Annotated in this window: 15 protein-coding genes and 1 pseudogene; 7 read left to right on the forward strand and 9 right to left on the reverse strand. The window is 65.7% G+C overall.

All coding sequences use genetic code 11. From position 1 onward, the window contains the following. The first annotated feature begins 197 nt into the window (after positions 1–197). The gene (locus ABD329_RS25775; RefSeq protein ID WP_344316966.1) at positions 198–1277 is read left to right on the forward strand and encodes a site-specific integrase; all 1080 of its coding nucleotides are present in this window, start codon (positions 198–200) and stop codon (positions 1275–1277) included. 340 nt (positions 1278–1617) lie between these two features. On the opposite strand, the gene ABD329_RS25780 is transcribed toward ABD329_RS25775, so the two are convergent. The 3 genes from ABD329_RS25780 to ABD329_RS25790 all read right to left on the reverse strand — a co-directional run bounded on the left by ABD329_RS25780 (position 1618) and on the right by ABD329_RS25790 (position 6079). After that, positions 1618–2115 carry a hypothetical protein gene (locus ABD329_RS25780; protein ID WP_198275316.1) on the reverse strand — a complete coding sequence of 166 codons (498 nt, stop codon included), beginning with the start codon at positions 2113–2115 and terminating at the stop codon, positions 1618–1620. A gap of 257 nt (positions 2116–2372) precedes the next feature. Beyond that, a complete protein-coding gene (locus ABD329_RS25785; protein WP_246618176.1) occupies positions 2373–4547 on the reverse strand; it encodes a hypothetical protein in 2175 nt (724 codons plus the stop codon). Positions 4548–4630: 83 nt separating this feature from the next. Continuing rightward, a complete protein-coding gene (locus tag ABD329_RS25790) occupies positions 4631–6079 on the reverse strand; it encodes a hypothetical protein (RefSeq protein ID WP_344316967.1) in 1449 nt (482 codons plus the stop codon). Positions 6080–7109: 1030 nt separating this feature from the next. On the opposite strand from ABD329_RS25790, the gene ABD329_RS25795 reads away from it, so the two are divergent. The 4 genes from ABD329_RS25795 to ABD329_RS25810 are packed head-to-tail and all read left to right on the forward strand — an operon-like array spanning position 7110 to position 12217. Further along, positions 7110–8393 carry a helix-turn-helix domain-containing protein gene (locus ABD329_RS25795; protein ID WP_198275341.1) on the forward strand — a complete coding sequence of 428 codons (1284 nt, stop codon included), beginning with the start codon at positions 7110–7112 and terminating at the stop codon, positions 8391–8393. A 13-nt stretch (positions 8394–8406) separates the two neighbouring features. Next, positions 8407–9156, forward strand: coding sequence for a toll/interleukin-1 receptor domain-containing protein (locus ABD329_RS25800; protein WP_198275317.1), 750 nt, complete (start codon positions 8407–8409; stop codon positions 9154–9156). Continuing rightward, entirely contained in the window at positions 9153–11141 is a 1989-nt protein-coding gene (locus ABD329_RS25805) for a hypothetical protein (protein WP_198275318.1), read from the forward strand. The genes ABD329_RS25800 and ABD329_RS25805 overlap by 4 nt, the downstream gene beginning before the upstream one ends. Next, positions 11138–12217 carry a hypothetical protein gene (locus ABD329_RS25810; RefSeq protein WP_246618178.1) on the forward strand — a complete coding sequence of 360 codons (1080 nt, stop codon included), beginning with the start codon at positions 11138–11140 and terminating at the stop codon, positions 12215–12217. The genes ABD329_RS25805 and ABD329_RS25810 overlap by 4 nt, the downstream gene beginning before the upstream one ends. 361 nt (positions 12218–12578) lie before the next feature. Here ABD329_RS25810 and ABD329_RS25815 read toward each other — a convergent pair whose 3' ends face one another. The 3 genes from ABD329_RS25815 to ABD329_RS25825 are packed head-to-tail and all read right to left on the reverse strand — an operon-like array spanning position 12579 to position 14416. Then, positions 12579–12968, reverse strand: a complete 390-nt coding sequence (locus ABD329_RS25815; RefSeq protein ID WP_198275343.1) for a hypothetical protein — start codon at positions 12966–12968, stop codon at positions 12579–12581. After that, positions 12937–13461, reverse strand: coding sequence for a hypothetical protein (locus tag ABD329_RS25820; RefSeq protein WP_198275319.1), 525 nt, complete (start codon positions 13459–13461; stop codon positions 12937–12939). The genes ABD329_RS25815 and ABD329_RS25820 overlap by 32 nt, the downstream gene beginning before the upstream one ends. Further along, positions 13454–14416, reverse strand: coding sequence for a tyrosine-type recombinase/integrase (locus ABD329_RS25825; protein WP_198275320.1), 963 nt, complete (start codon positions 14414–14416; stop codon positions 13454–13456). Before ABD329_RS25825 ends, ABD329_RS25820 begins: the two co-directional genes overlap by 8 nt. A 685-nt stretch (positions 14417–15101) precedes the next feature. Here ABD329_RS25825 and ABD329_RS25830 point away from each other — a divergent pair. Then, positions 15102–15314 carry a type II toxin-antitoxin system VapB family antitoxin gene (locus ABD329_RS25830; RefSeq protein WP_014059306.1) on the forward strand — a complete coding sequence of 71 codons (213 nt, stop codon included), beginning with the start codon at positions 15102–15104 and terminating at the stop codon, positions 15312–15314. Next, positions 15311–15730: a PIN domain nuclease gene (locus tag ABD329_RS25835; protein ID WP_198275245.1), complete on the forward strand. Its 420-nt coding sequence runs from the start codon at positions 15311–15313 to the stop codon at positions 15728–15730. The genes ABD329_RS25830 and ABD329_RS25835 overlap by 4 nt, the downstream gene beginning before the upstream one ends. Before the next feature lie 453 nt (positions 15731–16183). On the opposite strand, the pseudogene ABD329_RS25840 reads toward ABD329_RS25835, so the two are convergent. From ABD329_RS25840 to ABD329_RS25850, 3 genes and pseudogenes are all read right to left on the reverse strand, one after another. Further along, a pseudogene (locus tag ABD329_RS25840) lies at positions 16184–16291 on the reverse strand (integrase core domain-containing protein); the annotation flags it as partial. Positions 16292–16595: 304 nt separating this feature from the next. Continuing rightward, positions 16596–16742 (reverse strand): hypothetical protein, encoded by a 147-nt coding sequence (locus ABD329_RS25845; protein WP_198275321.1) that lies wholly within the window; start codon positions 16740–16742, stop codon positions 16596–16598. Between the two features lie 85 nt (positions 16743–16827). Then, positions 16828–18360: an AMP-binding protein gene (locus tag ABD329_RS25850; RefSeq protein ID WP_198275322.1), complete on the reverse strand. Its 1533-nt coding sequence runs from the start codon at positions 18358–18360 to the stop codon at positions 16828–16830. Positions 18361–18400: the final 40 nt, after the last annotated feature.

Genomic DNA, 18400 nt, shown 5'->3' on the forward strand with positions numbered 1-18400 from the left:
CCAGACCGTCGCCGACTACCTCACGACCTGGCTGGCGACGAAGGCGCACGTACTCAAGCCGACCACGCTGGCCCCTATCGCGACTACGTCACCGGCGACCTGATCCCCCCGCCCTGGGCGCGCTCAAGCTGGACGAGCTCGGCCACCGCCACATCGCCGGATTCGTTCACACCCAGTTGGCCGCAGGCCGCGGCCAAGTGACCGTCTACCGGTGCCTGGCCACCCTCTCCAGCGCCCTGGGCGACGCTGTCCGCCAGCACCGCCTCACCCACAACCCCGCACGCCCCGCCATCCTGCCCCGACCACCCACCGCCGAGCGCCGCATCTGGACAGCCGAGGAAGCAACCCGCTTCCTGCACTACGGCCACCACACCGACCCACTCATCGCCGACCTGTGCGAACTCATGATCGGCACTGGCATGCGCAAAGGAGAAGCACTCGCCCTCCACTGGCACGACGTGCACCTCAACGAAGGGATACTCTACGTCCGTTACACCCTCTCCGCCATCAACAACGCCCGCCTGGTCATCACCTCACCCAAGACCCGCAGCAGCAAGAACTGGGTCGCCATCTCCCCGCGCGTGGCAACCGCGCTCACACGCCGCGCAGCCGAAGCCCCGGATTCAGTACTGTCTGACCGCTCCTCGGATCCCTTCACCGGACAGGTCTTCTGCCGACCCGACGGACGCCCGCTACGGCCTCAGACCGTCCTGGACCGCTTCCCCCGACGCGCCAAAGAAGCCGGAGCCCCCCGCATCACCCTGCACGACCTGCGGCACCTCGCCGCCGCCCTCTCCATCACCGCGGGCATCCCGCTCACCATCGTCTCCAAAACCCTGCGGCACACCACGCTCTCCACCACCGCGAACCTCTACAGCCACCTCACTCAGCAAGCCGCCCACGCCGCCGTGTACGCTATCGACGCCGCGCTGACCGAAGTCGGCCTCACTGCCGACCGCCACCCCCGCTGGCCCGCCTGGCTGCGACCACGCCGCGACCACTCGAACAGGCCCCGGGCGCGCCTCACGTTGCCCTACTTCGCCGCCCCGGCCGCCAGTTCACCCAGCGCTTCCACGCCTCAAGGCGTGTGTGTGCGACCACCATGCGACCACCACGCCGGAAAACACGGAAAAGGCCGCCCCCGCATCTCTGCGGAAACGGTCTCCGACCTGCGGAAACGCTGGTCGGGACGACGGGATTTGAACCTGCGACCCCTTGACCCCCAGTGCGTCGAAGCCGAGCGGCGTGCTCCGGTCCGTTCTCCCAAGTCACGTTGACGTGCAATCAGCCAAGTAAAGGAGTCTACCTTTTTCGGCTTCTGCGTCCCGAGTTGCCTGGAAGCTAGCATCGTGACCGGACGTCCGCAGGCAAGCAACTACCTGATCGACTTGGGCGAGCATGCCAAGTCGATCAGGTCATCATCCGCAACCGCGGCGGCTACTTCGCCGTCAGCTTCGGTGCCGTCTTCCAATCAATCTGCGTGTGGACCAACGGCACATCGGCCCTGCGGCGGTGATCGGCACCAGGGGCCCGCTGCGCGTCATCGCTGGACACGGATGGCTGACAATCGCTCGCTATTTGCTCCCCGGTCTGCCCCGTGATCGTATTGCGCGGCCCTCAGGCTGTGGAGCCGTCCTCCGGGTGCACCGACGTCCATGGAGTGCCCTCGCCCGGCAACGGCCCCCATACCAGTGCGCCCCGGTGAAACCCGGGTATGGCCTCGGCCATCAGCGGGCCAGTGCCTTGCGTGAGGGCTTCAGCAACAATGTCCAGGAACTCACTGAGGGATCCGTACCCAGGGGAGGTGAGCGGTGCCGACGGCGGCTCACCGCCGTCCTGGTTGAAGGTGGCGAGGCGGCCTTCGACGTCGATTGCCAGGCCGCCCCACGGGGAGAGGGGGTAGTCGGTGACGGCGAACGGAACCCATAAGCCCCAGAATGGGTCGGTTTTCCCTCCGCGGCCCCGGACTTGCGCGATTTCGTCAATCGGTAGCAGATGATGCTGGGCGAGGAACAAGCCCGGGTCGTACTCGTCGGGGTCTCGGTCAAGGGCTGAAGCATCGACCGTTCCGTCGCACACCATCAGCAGCGTCACCAGGTCGACGGGCAGGCCCATTCCCAATGCGTCCTCGGCGGATCAAACATCCGCGACGGCAGCGCCCGGCCGTAAGGTGGCGTGCGAGGCGGGCGCGTGCACCGCCAGCCAGTCGGTGATGGCGTCCAGGCGGGCAGAATGTCGCTCATCGTGTCCTCCATTGACGTAGGCGAGGGGAAAGAGGGGCACGCCTACCCGATGTCCACCAGGTGGGCGTGCCCCCGCGTTGCCGGACCGCACAGGTCAGGCCATCCGAACCTGCGCGGTGCGGTGACCGGTCACTTCATCGTGCACTTGATCTCGTCCTTGGACGGGTGGCAGTCCGCGAAACGGCCATTGGCCGGGTCGACCCAGTACTCATCTTTGTCCAGCAGCCGGAACTGCTTGGCGAAGCTTATGCCGAATGGCTGCATCGACTGGGTGTTGATGTACGTCGACATCGACGACCGGCCGCACAGCGCGGGCCACTTGGGGTCGTCGTAGGTGGTGTCGTTGTACAGGTGCTCACGTGTGCCGTCACCCTTCGCCACCACCGTCTGCACGCACTCCAGGCAAGCGTACTCGGTGTTCTTGGCGGGGTTCAGACCGCCGCTGGCCGCGGGAAATCCGGGAGACTCGTACGTCGCCGCGAACGGGAACTCGTCACACGAGATCGCGTCGGGATTACCGTTGGGAGTCATAACCGTGGCGGTGTCGTTGTGCTTACGGAACCCGCGCCCGCACACCGCCTTACGGTTCCCCGGCTTGCCGTTGTCCAGCCTGTTCTCCGGCTCTTGGCCGGGTGCGTTGCGCGCCTTGGACGGCAGATAGTGCAACGGCGTCTGCGGGGATTTGCCCAGCTTCTTCGCGTGCTTGTTCTGGATCAGCCAGATGTGCGCCGCCGCACCCGGGAACGCCTCGGAGTTGATGGTGTACCCCGGCCTGTACGACGGGAGCACACACCCCGGGTCCTTGCCAGATATCACCTTGTCGCAGCGGGCCATCGTTGGCAGCGACACTATCTCGTCCTCGCCGGTCAGATCAGGGACACCCGGAATAGTCGTACCCCAGTCCATCCACCACCGCAGTGGAAGTTCCCTGGGGAGGTCCTTGTCCTTGCTCCCAGCGGAGTTGTTGACGCTACCGTTCCACTCGAAGTCGGCGACTCCGGTGATGATGTGCTGGTCCTGGTTGCCGCTCCACCTGGACCGACCTCCATAGAAGTCCCAATCCTGGGCCTGCTTGTCGCAGCCGTCGGACTGGCACCACGACTGGACATCAAGCAAAATCATCCCGTTCGCTCCGCCGGGGAACGGCAGTTTGGGTGCGGGGATCGACCAATCCCTCGGGTCGATCTGCATCCACGTCTTGATCTTGTTACTCTCCGGATCGGTTTTCAGCATGTACAGCACGTCGAACATCTGCTGGTACACCTTCGGCGGCTGGGACGCCGGATCCGTAACCTCAAAGGTCATCTGTGTCGGCAGAGACGCCTCGGTCCGCGTCATCTGCGCCTTGATGTTCACCAGCGTCGGGTCACACCAACCACCCTTGATGATCGGGTCCGGGTATTCGGGCAGCCGCAGCTGCCGCCGTGCCCTCGCCACCTCTTCCGGGCTACGCTTCAACTCCGCCAGCGGCGTCAATGTCACCGTTGCACGGCTCTTCGGACCGGTGCTGCGGTACACCTGCGGCTTGCCGTCCCTGACCATGCCGTTTTGCTGCACGGTGACCCAATCCCACGCGGGCTGTGGCTCATCGTGATACCCGGGAGCGGTCGCGCCGATGTTCGGCTTCGGAAGGTTGATATCGATCTTCTTGGCGCGGCCCGTGTCGGTGCGCCTCGGCGACGCGAAGCCGTAGACGCGAGTCGCGCCCGTGTTGTCGGCCCGGTCTACTGACCGCACCTCCGCCTGATGGTTGCCATCCTCGGCAGGGGCGGCGTAGAACGAGGCCTTGGCGGCGAAGCCGTTGTTGGTCGTCGGGGTGCGCTGCCACCCATCAGTGCTGGTGTTACCGCTGTTACCGTCGTCGTCGGTGTCGGCCAGCCCGATCCGGTACTCCACATCGCGGGCGTCATCGACGCCGGTATCGACATCGAACCGACCCTGCTTTCTCACGGCACCGCCCGGCAGGTTCTCCGGGTACGTTTCCGACACGACGCTCTTCGGCACACCGGGGGCGGTAGCGTCCACGACGAACTCCCGCCACGGTGAGAAGTTCAGGTTGTAGTGGGTGCCGTCGTAGGCGTTCGTGCGGAACTTGTACGTCTTGCCGTCGACCAGTTGCCCGGCCGGCACCTTCACGCTCGCCCACTCGCCGGGCTTGACGAACTCGGAGACGATCAGGCCCTCTCCGGCCGGGGTGGTGATGGGCTTGTTCGTCGCCGCGTCGTAGACCTGGAAGGTGCCGTTGACGGTGTCGCCGTCCGCATCCGAGAACTTGTCCCGCAGGGTGGGGGTGGTGCTGTTCACGGCCCACAACCCAGCGTAGGACTTGAAGGGCGGGCCGGCCTGCTGCGCGGTGCCGTCCCCCGGGCGGTAGTTCCAGGTGACGTTCAGCTTCGGCGGGTGGACGTGGCGCTAGCGGAGTTGACACGCTTCCATGCCTTGACGTCGTCCGTGGCCGCGCGCAGCCCCATGTGACCCTTGCCATCCAGAGCAGAGGACCAACTCTGCACCAGAGTGGTGACGTCCGCGCTGATCCAGCCATCCGGGGCGGCGGTGCAGGCAGGGTTGCCCTTGGTCTGGGTGGAGGAGTGGTACTGCTGTTGCCATGTCGGCTGTTTCGTCCACCGCGAGGCGGTGGAGGAGGCGGTGGTGTCCCAGATGGTCCACTCGTACGCCTTGCAGTCGTCGTTGCCGGAGTGGAAGTTCCACAGGCTGACGCCCGCGTTCGTGACCGGGGCATCCTTGAACGCCGCGGTGTTCCAGGTGATGAACGACCTGGCAGTACGCGGCGTGCCATCGCTGTTGGTGGTGCCCGGGTTGCCGAAGTCCAGCTCGACGTCGGTGGACAGGTCCCCGGTCTCGCCCTGCTGAACGTAGGTATCGAAGACGTTTGTCAGGTTCGCCGTCGAGGGGTCGACGGTGACCGGATACTGGGTGGCCGGGTCGGCCAGCCACGCCCTGTCGGGGGTGACGACGAGGTCGACGTCGCCGTTGCCCTTGTCGACCACCTTCATGTTCACCGGGTGCCGGTTCTCATGCTTGCCCGATACCTTGTCCACGGACGCGTCCCACATCATCGGAGCGGGCATTACGGCCCGCTCGGCGCCCGTCTTCGCGTCGGTGAAGAGAACGGAGCCGTCCGTCCGCGCAGCGGCTTTCAAGCCCTTGGCTTTCAGCGGCATCGTGTAGCTGTAGGCGTCGGTGGGGCGCTGGTCCAGCTTCACGTACTGCTCGAAGCCGGTGCGGGTGGCCTCGACGATCACATCAGCGCCGGGCAGCGCATTTCTGTAAGTGGCGCGGGTGCCATCCAGGTCGGGTTTGGGCAGGCCGCCCTTCCACTGCAGGATGACCCGCTCCTTGCCCTCGCCCAGAGTGACCAGGTCGCGGGCCGTGGCCTCATCTGCGGCCTTCAACGACTTCGCGGGTGAGCCGCCCCCGCCACTGAGCTCCAGCCCATTCGGGTGCGCTTTCGCCTTCACTCTGCCGTCCGCGGCCGTCGTCAGCCTGGCATCCACGTCCACCCACCGACCGTCTTGCTGGATTCGGGCCGGGCCGGAGGTGAGCTCGGAGGTGAGCGTGCCGTCGGGGTTCGCGTAGGTGATGGATGTCGCCGTGGTCTCGTCGGGGACGAGCGTCTTCTTCCCCGTGTTCTTCGCCTGAGTCAGGGCCCAGGGGATGCCGCCCTTGCTGTGCTTGACCGCCCACTCGAAATCGGCTGCGCGGACCTCGGCCTCACTCGGGTCCGCGGCGCGGTCAGACGCCTTGCCGGTTACCGACGGGGTGGCGTCCGCCGTCGGGACGATCGCTATGGCCGCGCCGCTAGTGGTCAGCAGCACAGTTCCTAAAACTATGGACAGTCTGCGTCTTGTTCTGGATAACCCAGACAACGTTACATGTCCCCCTCCGCCCGCCTCAGGTCGCGGGGCGGGCTGATAGGTCGAATTCATCGAACTATTACATCGGGAACATTTCTACGATGGCCACTGACGGGCAAGGACCGCGAACTGGGGCGATCTACCCTTAAGTCACAGGCCAGACGTGACTCTTGTGACGTTTATCCGGGGTTGCGGCGCAGATCCGCCATGATCTGACCCGATTGCGACCGTTCCTGTATGCACCAACAACGTTGCAGCTGAGCGGCGAACATGGCGGGGGCGTATCCAGAATTCGTGGCCGGTTCGGCAGCGTGAGCGACGCACTGTGGGGGTGCCGGAAAGTAGGCATTGCAGGCTTTTCTGGGTCTGTCGCTGATTTGGGAGCCGTGGCTGGGCGAGCGGGAACACCCTGGTATGGACGAAACGGCATGTGTGGCTGATCTCCTCTTTGAGCGGTGCCTGGCCGACCGTCCCGTCGCCAGCCGACGTGTGCCGATAAATCTGCGGGCATGACGCCTCGTCTGAGGGAACGCCTCCTGCACCCACAGGATGTTCGGCAAGCAGACACGGGCTGACTCGCCGCCACGTCCGCCGGACGCAGTCCGTCATTGTCCTGCTCACCAACGTGGCGCTGTTCATGGGCTGCCCTTCAGGAAGCCGTCCGAACACAGCACCCGGCGGCTACTCGAAGGCCTCATCAACCGGTACAGACATATGACATGACCTTGCAGCGATGACTTTTCAAGCGGCAGACGGGGCTCGGCCGGGCTGCTACATCGAGCCATGGGCAAGTGCCCTCACCCGCGGAGGACGCGCAGGCAAGCCCACCCAGTCACCGGTGCCATCTCGACAGGCCGGACCGCTTCCGCTTGCCTCCAGAAGAGGAAACGGGAAACACCCGTGTTCGCCTTGTCCGTCCGATGAGCGCTGCCGCAGTCTGTGGTGCGGCATCCACGCTCGCCGGACGGACGGTACGGAGGTGCGTGTGAATATGCCGTCCATTCCGTTCGCGCAAGAACTCCGGCAGCGACGCCTCGATGCCGGCCTGACCCTCACGGAACTGGCCGTGCGGGTCCATTACAGCAAAGGGCAGCTGAGCAAGGTCGAGCGTGGGGTCAAGGCTCCCAGTCGTGACCTTGCTCGTCTGTGCGATGCCGCCCTGGAGGCCGGGGGCGCGCTTGTGGCACTGCTGCCGGACCCGTCCACCGACGCCCGGACTGAGGAGCCAGATGGTTTCGACGAGGAGGTATGGCTGATGCAGCTGTCCACTGACGGCGGGAGCTGGTTCAAGCCCGTGCCCCGCAGGCAGGTGGTGAGCGTGGGCGCCGCCTCGCTGATGGGTCTGGGCGCGGGCGGTTCGGAGGCCGTGGCCACACCGGGTGGCGCACAGGTGCTGCAGGTGTCCCGTTCGCTGTTCGACCACTATCGGCGCCTCGGCCAGACGGTCGGTCCGGGGTTCCTCCTCCCCGGTCTCATCGCGCAGACGCACACATTGCGGGAGACATCCGCCCACGCCGATCCTCGGACCCGCCGTCAGTTGCTCGCGCTCGGCTCCCGGTATGCGGAGTACGTCGGTTGGCTGGTACAGGAGTCCGGCAACGAACGGGCCGCGTTGTGGTGGACACAGCGTGCCGTCGACCTGGCCGCCGCTGGTGGTGACCAGCATCTGGCCGGGTACGCCCTGGTGCGCCGGGCCCTGATCACGCTGTACCGCGAGGACGCGAAGGAGACCATCGCGCTGGCCCGGCAGGCCCAGGACAGCAGCCTTCCCCCACGCATTCGAGGGCTTGCCGCCCAGCGTGAAGCCCAGGGACATGCCATCGCCGGCGACCGGGACGCATGTCTGCGCACCCTGGACATAGCCCGCGAGCTACTCGACCGCCATACCCCGGACTCCGGCACACCCGTCATCGGAACCATGCATCTACCCGATCCGGTAGGCATGATCACAGGCTGGTGTCTTTACGACCTGGGGCGTCCACGCGAGGCAGCCGAGACCCTCGACCAACAGCTGGCGCAAGTTCCCCCACACGCTCTGCGCACTCACATCCGCTACGGGGTGCGCCGCGCTCTCGCGCATGCGGCAGCTGGTGACATCGAGCAAGCCTGTGACCTGACAGCCCAATTGCTCGGCGGTGCCGTCGCGGTGAGTTCCGCGACCATCTCAGCCGACCTGCGCCGTCTCGCACACACTCTGGGCCGCCACCCACGCAATCCATCGGTCCGCGCACTGGCACCGCAGCTCGGCACTTCCTTACGTCTCATCACCCCATGAGAAAGGGGCCACCATGGCCGAGGTATTCATCAACTACCGTACGGGCGACGGGGAGAAGACGGCTGCCCTGATCAAGAGGGAACTGTCATACCGCTTCGGGGAGAACAGCGCATTTCGCGCCTCGGAATCCATCGCACCCGGCACGCGCTACCCCGAGGAGTTACTCCGAAGCGTACGGCGCAGCACTCTGTTGCTGGCTGTGATCGGGCCGGCGTGGACACTTTTCGCCGAGCTGCGTCGGCCGGACGACTGGGTCCGCAGGGAAATCCTCGAGGCGTTCGACTGCGGAGTTCCGGTCGTCCCCGTACTCGAGGGACGGAAGACGGAACGGCTGAATGGAGCCGATCTTCCACCCGAGCTGGAGCGGCTCGCTGAGGTGCAATCCGTCCGGCTGGACATGCAGAACGCGGTGGCGGATCTCAGGCGCCTCGGCGACGTGGTCGCCGACATGGTGCCATCGCTCAAGGCACACGAGCGCCGCGACCGGCCCTCCCCCGGTGCCGGCGCGGTGAGCAATGCGACGGGGGAGGTCAACGGCCCAGTGGTACAGAGCCGGGACATCACCGGGGATGTGGGCACCGTGATCAAAGACAGCTCGGGCCCGGTTCACACGGGGAAAGGCGACATCTACAACAACTCCCGCCACATCTCCGGCGAGCGGCACTTCTCCGGCGACGGTATGACGTATTTCGAAGGGGACAATCAGGGAGGCATTCACCAGCGCTTCGGTGATGGCCCCCGGCGCGAGGACGACGACCGGTGAGCGATTCCTCCGAATCACGGATCCACGACCCACGCGGCCCGGTCCACAGTGGCCTGGGAGACCAGATCAACCTCATCTTCGAAGAGTTCACGAAGGGCCGCCAAGGCCGCAGCCCACGGCTCCTCGCCGAAGACCAACTTCTGTGGGTCTGGCAGCGGTTCGTCCATCCGAGCGGATTCGGCAAGGCACGCCGAACGCTGGCCGAGACCAGCACCGTGCTGCTGGATGGCGCCCCCGGTAGCGGGAGAACGTCAGCGGCCAGCGTCCTTCTCCACGAGCTACGCCGCGATGTCGGGTCATTCCACAAGCTGCTGCCCGATGAGGAGGGCGAATCCCTCCTCGATCCCTACCTGGTCGGGGATGAGGACCGAATACTGCTGGACCTGGCGTCGGCGGACGAACCGCGATGGACGGAAGTGCTGGAGGAACTTCCGTCCTTCCGCAAGACGGTACTCGACCACCGCGCTCACCTCGTGGTCGTCCTGCCCTTGCGTCGGACGGACCGCTTGCCGGTGGAGCTCGATCGGCATCGCGTGGAGATTTTTCGCCCGCGAGGCATGGAGGTGCTGCTGCGCCACCTACGCCAAGACGGCCTTCCGCAGGCCGACCGGGTCCGTTCGGTTCCGGCCGTGTCCGACTTCCTGGACACACCACGACCGATGAGGGAAATCGCCGAATTCGCCAGCTTGATCGTGCGGGCACAGGCAGCCGCTCGAGCCGAGGACAGCTTCATCGACTGGTGCCAAAGCGCCCGTGCAGCCATGGCCGACCGAGGTCCGCAGGTCGCGAAGCATGTCGCCGCCATGACCGGAGGACCGCAGCGGGCACTGCTGCTGACCACGGCCATGCTGCACGGAGCCCACGCCGATGCCGTACACAGCGCCACCACCCTCCTGCTGCGTGCCGTCGACCATCCCAAGGACGACCGCCCGCTGCTGGAACACGCGGACCTGGCCATGCGGCTGGAAGAAGTGTCCGCCGGACTCACCCAGCATGGGGCGGTGCGCTTCAAGGAACTCGAGTACGACGCCGCGGTCCGAACCCATTTCTGGGACCACAGGCCCGACCTCCGCGAGCACCTGGGTACCTGGGTAGGGCGGGCCGTAGAGCTCACCGGCCCGGTGCTGTCCCCGGACGACCGCTGCCACGTGGTACAGCGCCTGTCGGACCAGTACTTGCGCACCGGCCAGTGTGAGGAGTTGGCATCACTCGCGGAGCAGTGGACCGCGGTGCCCACCACCGCGCGGCGGTTGCGGGCAGCCGCACAGGCACTGGAGCGCGGTCTTCTCGACGAACGGCACGGCCGCTCCTTCCGGGACAAGGTCTATGACTGGTCCAGAAACGACCGGCTTGGCGAACCACTCGCGCAGGTCCTCGTGGAGGTATGCGCCGAAGTGATCGCGGTGCAACACCCGGACCAGGCGCTGGTCCGCCTCCATCACCTGACCAGGCGGGAGCGCCGCATCACTCGCGCACGTGATGCTCTGGGCCGACTGATGCAGGAGGACCACCGCTTGCGCCGACGCATGCTGCACCGGCTCGTCAGCAGGCCCACCTCCTGGCCAGCAGATATTGACCTCTTCCTGGAGACTTCTGATCCCGCAGCCCTGACGGACGTGGGCGGACGTGCCCGCTCCCTCCTCGATGAAACCGTCGTCCGTGATCAGCTGATCGCGGGATGGGGCATGGTGTTCGGCAGGCTCCCGTTATCCGCATGGGACAAGCATGTGCGGAACTGGCTGCACACGGCATGCTCCGACGAGCACCACACAGACCCACTCCTCGACGTCCTGGTCAGCGGAGCAGCCGGTCGAGGAGAAGTGTTCGGAGCCCTGTACGCCACCGCACGAAGGGCAGAGCCCACGGCTCCCGGTGGCAGAAAACACGGCTCTGCCCTCACCGATCTTCTCCTCCGGAAGATCTCCACAGCTCAGGGCATACGGCAGCCGCCACCACGACACACTTCCGAGGAAACAACATCATGACATCCGGCGCCAAGACAGTGACCGTCTTCCTCACCGTCCTCTGTGGCCTGCTGCTCACCATCGTCGCCATATGCGGGAACTGGCCATGGTGGGCCTGGGCCGCACTGGTTGCCCTGCTCCTCGGCGTTCCTCTGCTGATCACGAAGATCGCAGGCATCCGCCGTCGGACCTTACCCCCCGAGCTGACGCCCTACCTCCCTCCCGTACCCGTAGAACGCAGGGAGGAACAGATCTCGCATGTCTCACTACCGAGCGCTTGGGAGGACTACGACTTCCTGTTCTCTGCAACCGTCCGCTGGTGCCCGACGGGAAAGCCAGCGGAAGAACCGATCGTCAACCCTGCCGGGCTGGCGGTCGAAGCAGTTCTCAAGCGCGCCCGCGCGATAACCAAGGATCGCGAACCCGGTTGGGCCTCGTTCATCCAGCACGAACTCAGCGGTGCGCTGAGCAGGATGCAACCCGAGCCCACGGGACACCTCCAAGCCATGGCCGAGGCCATCACCCTCACTCTCTCCGAACAAGATCAGGAACGTCTGGACAGTCTTGCCTCGGTACGCAAGGACAAGGCCGTCTGGGAGCACCAGAGGAAGTACGAGCAGAGCAAACGCGAATACCTGGGCGACGACGTACTCAAGGACACCGGCAGCGCCGTCGTCTGGTGGCTGGCCAAGAACGACGATCAGGTGCACAAGGCAGTGGAGGACCTTGGCCTCCTCGCCCAGCTGACCTCAGCGGCCAATGACACCGACGTTCCTGAGCGCCTCCTGCATCTCCTCTCACCGCCGAATACCGAAGACGCGGAACCTGAAGAAGCAGACAGCCTTGGAACAGCCGACCAGCCGCTGGGGCAGACAGGCTCCACGGCAGACCACTTCGACGCGTTTCTCCAGGGAATGGGGCTGGATGCTGGCGATGTCCGGCGCGGAATCCTCACCCGGCAGATCGCCGAAATCCTCGTCACCCAAGGTCGCAACGAAACGGCGGAAGAACTGTTACGTCGCTTCGACGCGCCCGCGACCCCCTTCGACGACGACTTCGACCGGAATAGCACAGGGGGTGACGGTTCCGGGCCCTGAGTGTTGCTTTGCCCACATGCCCCTCCCATGGGCATGACGATGCAGGCCATACCTGGAGGACAGCGGCGTGCCTCGGTCCGTTCTCCCAGGTCACACTGACGCACAATCAGCCGAGCAAAGGAGTCCACCTTTTTCGGCCCCTGCGCCCCGAGTTGCCTGAAAGCTGGCACCGTGACCGAGCGTCGCATATGTACAGTATACGCCCGAAGCCACACCCAGGCACAGGCCCAAACTCTCCACCGTACGCGCTACAGCTCGCCAGACAGAAACACGCACTGACGTTGCCTCACCATTACTGTCAAGCGCCTGGAGGCCGGAATCCCCTCCGCCCCGGCCTCCAGACTTTTGCGTGAGCAGATTGCTAAGCATTCCCCATTCGGCTGATCCATCGCTTGCACAGGTCCACATTGATCGGCTCGAACAGTTCAGGACTCGACGCCTCGAAGAGGAATTGACTGAGCATCTCAACGTCCGCTTCATCGATCTCGACACGATCCAGCATGTGAACCGCTCCAGCCCATCGCGGCAATTCGAGAACGTCTAGCTCTCCGGAAATACACCGCTGCAGAACATCTCTTACGGCATCACGATTCAGACGTACACAAGGTCCCTCGCGCAGATCGCATCGGTTGGCAGCGTCGATCAGGCCATCCAGCGATGATTCCCAGCGAATCAGGCCGGTCAGTGCCTCGCAAGCATCCGATTCCATCGGATCATCCTCACTTGAACTTGATGTGCGCAATGCTGCCATCGGGGAGAAACGTCGTCTGCGGCGTCGCGGATGGGCGTGGTGCCGGCCTGGGTTGGCTGGTGGCGAGTGCGTGGAGGAGTCCGGGTCCGACCTCGGCCCATCCGATCAGAAGGACGGGGCCGACCGCGTCGAAGGCGGCCTTGCCCAGGTCTCCCGCGATCAGTGGGTCGGCGGTGTTCAAGGCCAGGGTCATGCTGCTGGAGAGCACCAGCAGCCGCCGGGCCGGACGCAACTGCTCCACCGGTGCACCGTGCAGGGCGAGGTACCGGATACCGAGCAGCAGGCCGAGGATGGACAGGTCGACCGCCGGGGCGACCAGCGGGGCCACCCATGCCGGGACGCCCAGCCGCAGCGCCAGGTTCCATACGTTGCCGAAGCCGAAGAGGAAGGTCAGGCTGACGACGGCCGCCATCATGCCGGTCACCGCCCGCACCGTGGCCGCGCCGTCCGATGTTCCGTCAGGGCCCATGTTGTAGGTGACGGGTTCAGACATTCTCGCCGATTCCCATCCGCTGGTGGGTCTCCTGGGCGCGCTCGGCGGCCGCGCTGGCGCCGTAGTGGCGGGGCATGTCTTCGGAGATCCAGCCCATCAGCAGCATCAGGTCACCGGAGTCCCCGCCTGCCCGTTTCCACTCGTGGGCGAAGTTGTGCCGCCACCGGTGGGCATGCACGCCCTTCACCCCGGCGGACAGGCCGCGGCGCTTGATCATGATCTTGATGCCGTTGGGCGCCAGCCGTCGCCCGCCGCGGTCGGCCAGCCACAGATCCGGCAGCTCGGCGCCCTTGTGCTTCGCCCGTGCCCGCAGATACCGGCTCACCGCCCGGGCCGTCTTCGGGCCGAACCGCACGCGGCGGTCGCGGCTGCCCTTGCCGTGGTAGTGCACCGAGTCGGTGGTCAGGTCGATGTCCTCCAGGGTGAGGTTGCCGACCTCGGACAGGCGGGCGCCGGTGTTGTAGTAGAGGCGGATGATGGCCTCGTCCCGCAGCTGGAGGAACGCCTTGCCCTTGCAGGCGGCCAGCACCTTCTTGGTGTCGTCGTCCCGGATGACCGGGATCAGTTTCTTCACGGTCTTGGGCTGGCGGACGCGGTCCATCGGGGAGCGGTCGATCTCCTCCTCGTCCAGCATCAGCCACTTGAAGAACTGCTGAAGTCCCTTGTGCTTGTTCAGCGCGGTCGATGCCGACCGGGTCTCGATCATCCAGCCCTGGAAGGCTTCGATGTGGGCGCGGGTGACCTCGGTGGGGTCCTCGGCCGCGTCCTCCGCCCCGAGGTCGGGCGTCGCGTTCTCGTTCAGGTAACGGGCGAGCTGGGCGGCGGCGAGGAGATAGTTGTAGCGGGTGGTCTCCGGGTAGTTGCCCGCCCGCAGGGAGCGGTCCCAGTCGCGCAGGAAACCCTCCCAGGTTTTGGGGAGCCCTGCGGTGATCTTGTCGAGGTCCAGAAGCGGCATGGAGAGAGACCCTCCGAGTCAAGGTGTCGGTGAGCGGCGTGCTCGACCTCGACGCCGGAAACAGGAGCGCGAAAAGAGGGCCCTCACAGGTGTTGACCTGCGAAGACCCTCTGCACCGTCGGGACGACAGGATTTGAACCTGCGACCCCTTGACCCCCAGCGGCGTGGCAACTCTCCGCAACGGTCGGTATCGGTCTGTAGCAGACCACCTTGAAGTCGTACACCGCCGTACAGAGCAAGAGAACACCGCCCCCAAAGCCCGACTCCCGAACACACCCCTCCTGCCACCACAACGCTTCACGCCAACACCATGACCATCCAACGACCCGGACTCCGTCATGAACCGCACACCTTCACGCCACACAACACCCCCGGGGGGAACATGTAGCCGCCCCGAATCCGATCGCCCCTCTTCCGACATCACCAGCTTGAAATCACACCCGCCCACCATCCTCAGCACCTCGCGGAAGTCATCCCACGCGCTCCCCGAGCAGGAGTCGAGGAAACCGAACCCCTGGACGATGCACGGAGTGCGGCGCACCCAACGAACACCGTGAGTGCCAGCAATTCATACGTCCAGGCCGCAGCGACACCCGCACGACCATCGACCCTCAAACGACACCACTTCAACGCCTCATACTGATATCATTTTGAAGGCCGCCGTCCCCGACGAGAGGAGTTTTCGATGTCTCGCACCATGATCGATCTCGACGATGAGATGGTGGAACACGCCATGCGCCTGTACGGCGTGAAGACAAAGGCCAAGGCTGTGCGCATGGCCATGGAGGAAGCTGTCAAGCGTCGGCTGCGACAGGAGGGCATCGACGCGATCAAGTCCGGTGACCTGGACCTGACCTACGACAGCCGGACGGAGCCCGACAGCAGGAACGTGGCGTGAGTGAGCGCTTCCTGATCGACAACTCCGCCCTCCAGCGATGGCGCAAGCCGAACGTGGCCGAAGTCCTCGACCCACTCCACGAGGATGGCGTACTAGCTGTGTGCGGACCGGTCGAGATGGAGGTGATGTACTCCGCACGCAACGACAACGACGCGAAGCGCCTGCACTGGTTCCTGTCCGGCTTCGACTACCTGCCGATGCCCGACGAAGTGTGGGACCGGGCCAAAGACATCCAGCGACAGGCCATCACCAAAGGCAACCACCGCGCACTGTCCATGCCCGACCTGCTGATCGCCGCAGCAGCCGAACGACATGCGGTGACCGTGCTGCACTACGACCAGGACTACGACATGATCGCCGCCATAACAGGCCAGCCCATGAAGTGGGTCACCGAAGCAGGCACAGCGGACCACTGACTTCACTGCCCAGGACGACCCCGCTGCCAAGCGGCGCGCGTGCCACTCGAAGAGGAACCTGAGCACTGTCCTTGCCGGAAATCTCATCCACCCTGATGAGGGCCGGTTCATCAGGTTCCCGAGATCTTGGCCGCAGGCGCTCGAGCCAGCCTGTCGCACAGTCACTGTCAGCGCGTCATGATGATCGACCGCGCTGCTGGGACTGGCGTACCTGAGTGTGACAAACGCGTTCGCGACGCTGTGCCGCTCGAAAAGCCATCGCGGCTGATCAGGCGGCATAGCGGCTGAGGAGGCCGCCGAGGATCCGGGTACGCAGGACTTTGTGAGTGGTGAGGTCATGCGCCACGGCAGGTTGTTCAGGGGCGTCGGGTGGTAACTGATTGCGCGCTTGGTGGGTCGGTGCTCGTTGTAGTGCCGCTCGTAGGCCGCGAGAACGTGGCGGGCGTGGGCCTCGTTCGCGATGAGGACGTGGTCGAAGGCTTCGCGTCGAATGCTGCCGATGATGCGTTCGCAGTCCGCGTGTATGCGGGGAGCCTGTGGCGCACTGTTGATGATCTTCATCTCCTCGGCCCGAAAGACGGCATCGAACGCCTCGCCGCGCAGGGCCTGTATGCGTATGCCCAGGTCGGCGGTGAGATTCCGCGCCTGCTGAACCGCCAAATCGCGGGTCGGGCGACGTCTCCGGCTGTGACCTTTTAGGGTTGGTGGTGTGGATACTCAGCCGTATTTGACATGTCCTCGGTTGTGGTTCTGCCGGTGCGGGAGACGGGTTGTGGAACGGCCGGAGCTCCGTCGCATGGCCCTACCGTCAAGGGCGTGCGGCGGCGCTCGTGAGTGAGGGTCACATGGCGCCGATGACGAGGTTCTAGCGGGCGGCCTCGACGACTTCCTTGGTGACGGCGGTCATCTCGTTGATCTCCAGGACGCGTTCGATCTGGTCGACGAGGCGGGTGGTCAGGCGGAAGTTGCCGTTGGTGATGCGGGTGATGGCTGCCACCGCCTCGGCGGCCACAAAGTCATCGGTGCTGCGTCCCGGCTGGGGCCACTGACGGCCCAGGACGAAAGCCTGTTCCTCGATGGAGAGCGGGCCGGCCTCGTTATGCCCGTGCGGCGCGCGTCCGCAGCAGCTTCTTGTCCGGCTTGCCTGCGTCCGTCAGCGGCAGTTGTTCGGCGAAGGTGATGCGCGCCGGTTCGTACATCGCTCCGCGCTGTTTGCGGACCAGGGCCCGCAGTTCGCCTGCGTCCACCTCGGCCTCGGGGGCCCGCACCACCACCGCGTGCACCTGTTCCGTCCGGTCGCTGTCGCGCACGCCGAAGACCGCGCTCTGCAGTACCTGGGGGTGGGAGTTGAGGAGGTCCTCCAGTTCGGTGGTGTAGACGTGGCCTCCGACCACGACGATCATGTCCTTGATCCGGTCGACGATGGTCAAGTAGCCCTCGTTGTCCAGGAATCCGACGTCGCCGGTGTGCAGCCAGCCGTCCCGCAGTACCTCGGCTGTGAGTTCGGGCTGCTTCCAGTAGCCCTGCATGACGTGCTGGGAGCGGACGCAGATCTCGCCGTGTTCGCCGTGGGGCAGGTCGTGGCCGTCCGTGTCGCGGATGGCCACCTCGACGCCGTCGAGGACCCTGCCCGCGGAGCGCAGCCGTTCGGGGCGGTCCGGGTCGTGGTCCTGGGGCCCGAGGACGCTGATGCTGCCGGACTCGGTCTGGCCGTAGCCCTGCAGGAGGACGGGGCCGAAGCGGCGTATCGCGTCGGCGATGCGGGCCGGGGACGCCTGGCAGCCGCCGTACATCAGCTGACGCAGGCTTGAGGTGTCGGTACGGCCCGCGTCCGGGTGATCCACGAGCCGGTACAGCAGCGGCGGCAGCAAGTAGAGGTGGGTGATGCGCTCGCGTTCGATCGCCGCGAGCACCTGGCCCGGGTCGAAGGCCTCCAGCAGGACCACGGTGCCGCCTTCGGCCAGCAGGTGGTCAGCGATCAGCCCGGCACCGTGCGCGAGGGTGGTGGCCACCAACTGCCGGGGCGGGGCGGCCTCTTCCCCGCCGGGCGTGCGGGGCATCCGGCCGGCTCTCTCGAAGCTGGTGCAGATGCCCTTGGGGTGGCCGGTGGTGCCGCCGGTGTGGCGGATGGAACAGATGTCCCCGGGACGGGCCAGGCCCGATATCGGCTCAGCGGACTCGGCGGCGGCCAGCTCCAGCAGGTCGGTGCCCAGCTTGCTGACGCCGAGCGTCAGGACGTGCGGTACCGGGGCCTGGGCGATGACCTCGGCGGCCTGCTCGGCGTAAGCGGGATCGACGATCAGCGCCTGGGTCTCCACGTCGCGCACGATGGCGGCCTGGGCGTCGGCGGAGAGCTTGTTGTAGAGGTGGTTGACCTGGCAGCCGACCAGGTTGGCGGCATAGCGGGCGGCCAGGGCCTCGGGGAGATTGCCGCTGAGCAGCGTCACGGTCTGCCCGCGCCCAAGGCCCCGGGCGCGCAGTGCGTGTGCCAACCGGTGGACCAGGTCGCGGAGTTGCCCGGCGGTGATCCGTCGGCCTTGGTGAACCAGCGCCTCGTGTGCGGGGGCGGCCCCGAGCGAATCCAGGATGTCATCCACGAACGAACGGAAAGGCGGGGCAGTAACGGACATATCAATTTCCTCCTGACGTGCGTTGTGCTGTTCTTGCGCA

This window comes from Streptomyces javensis (assembly GCF_039525925.1).
Taxonomy (GTDB): domain Bacteria; phylum Actinomycetota; class Actinomycetes; order Streptomycetales; family Streptomycetaceae; genus Streptomyces; species Streptomyces asiaticus.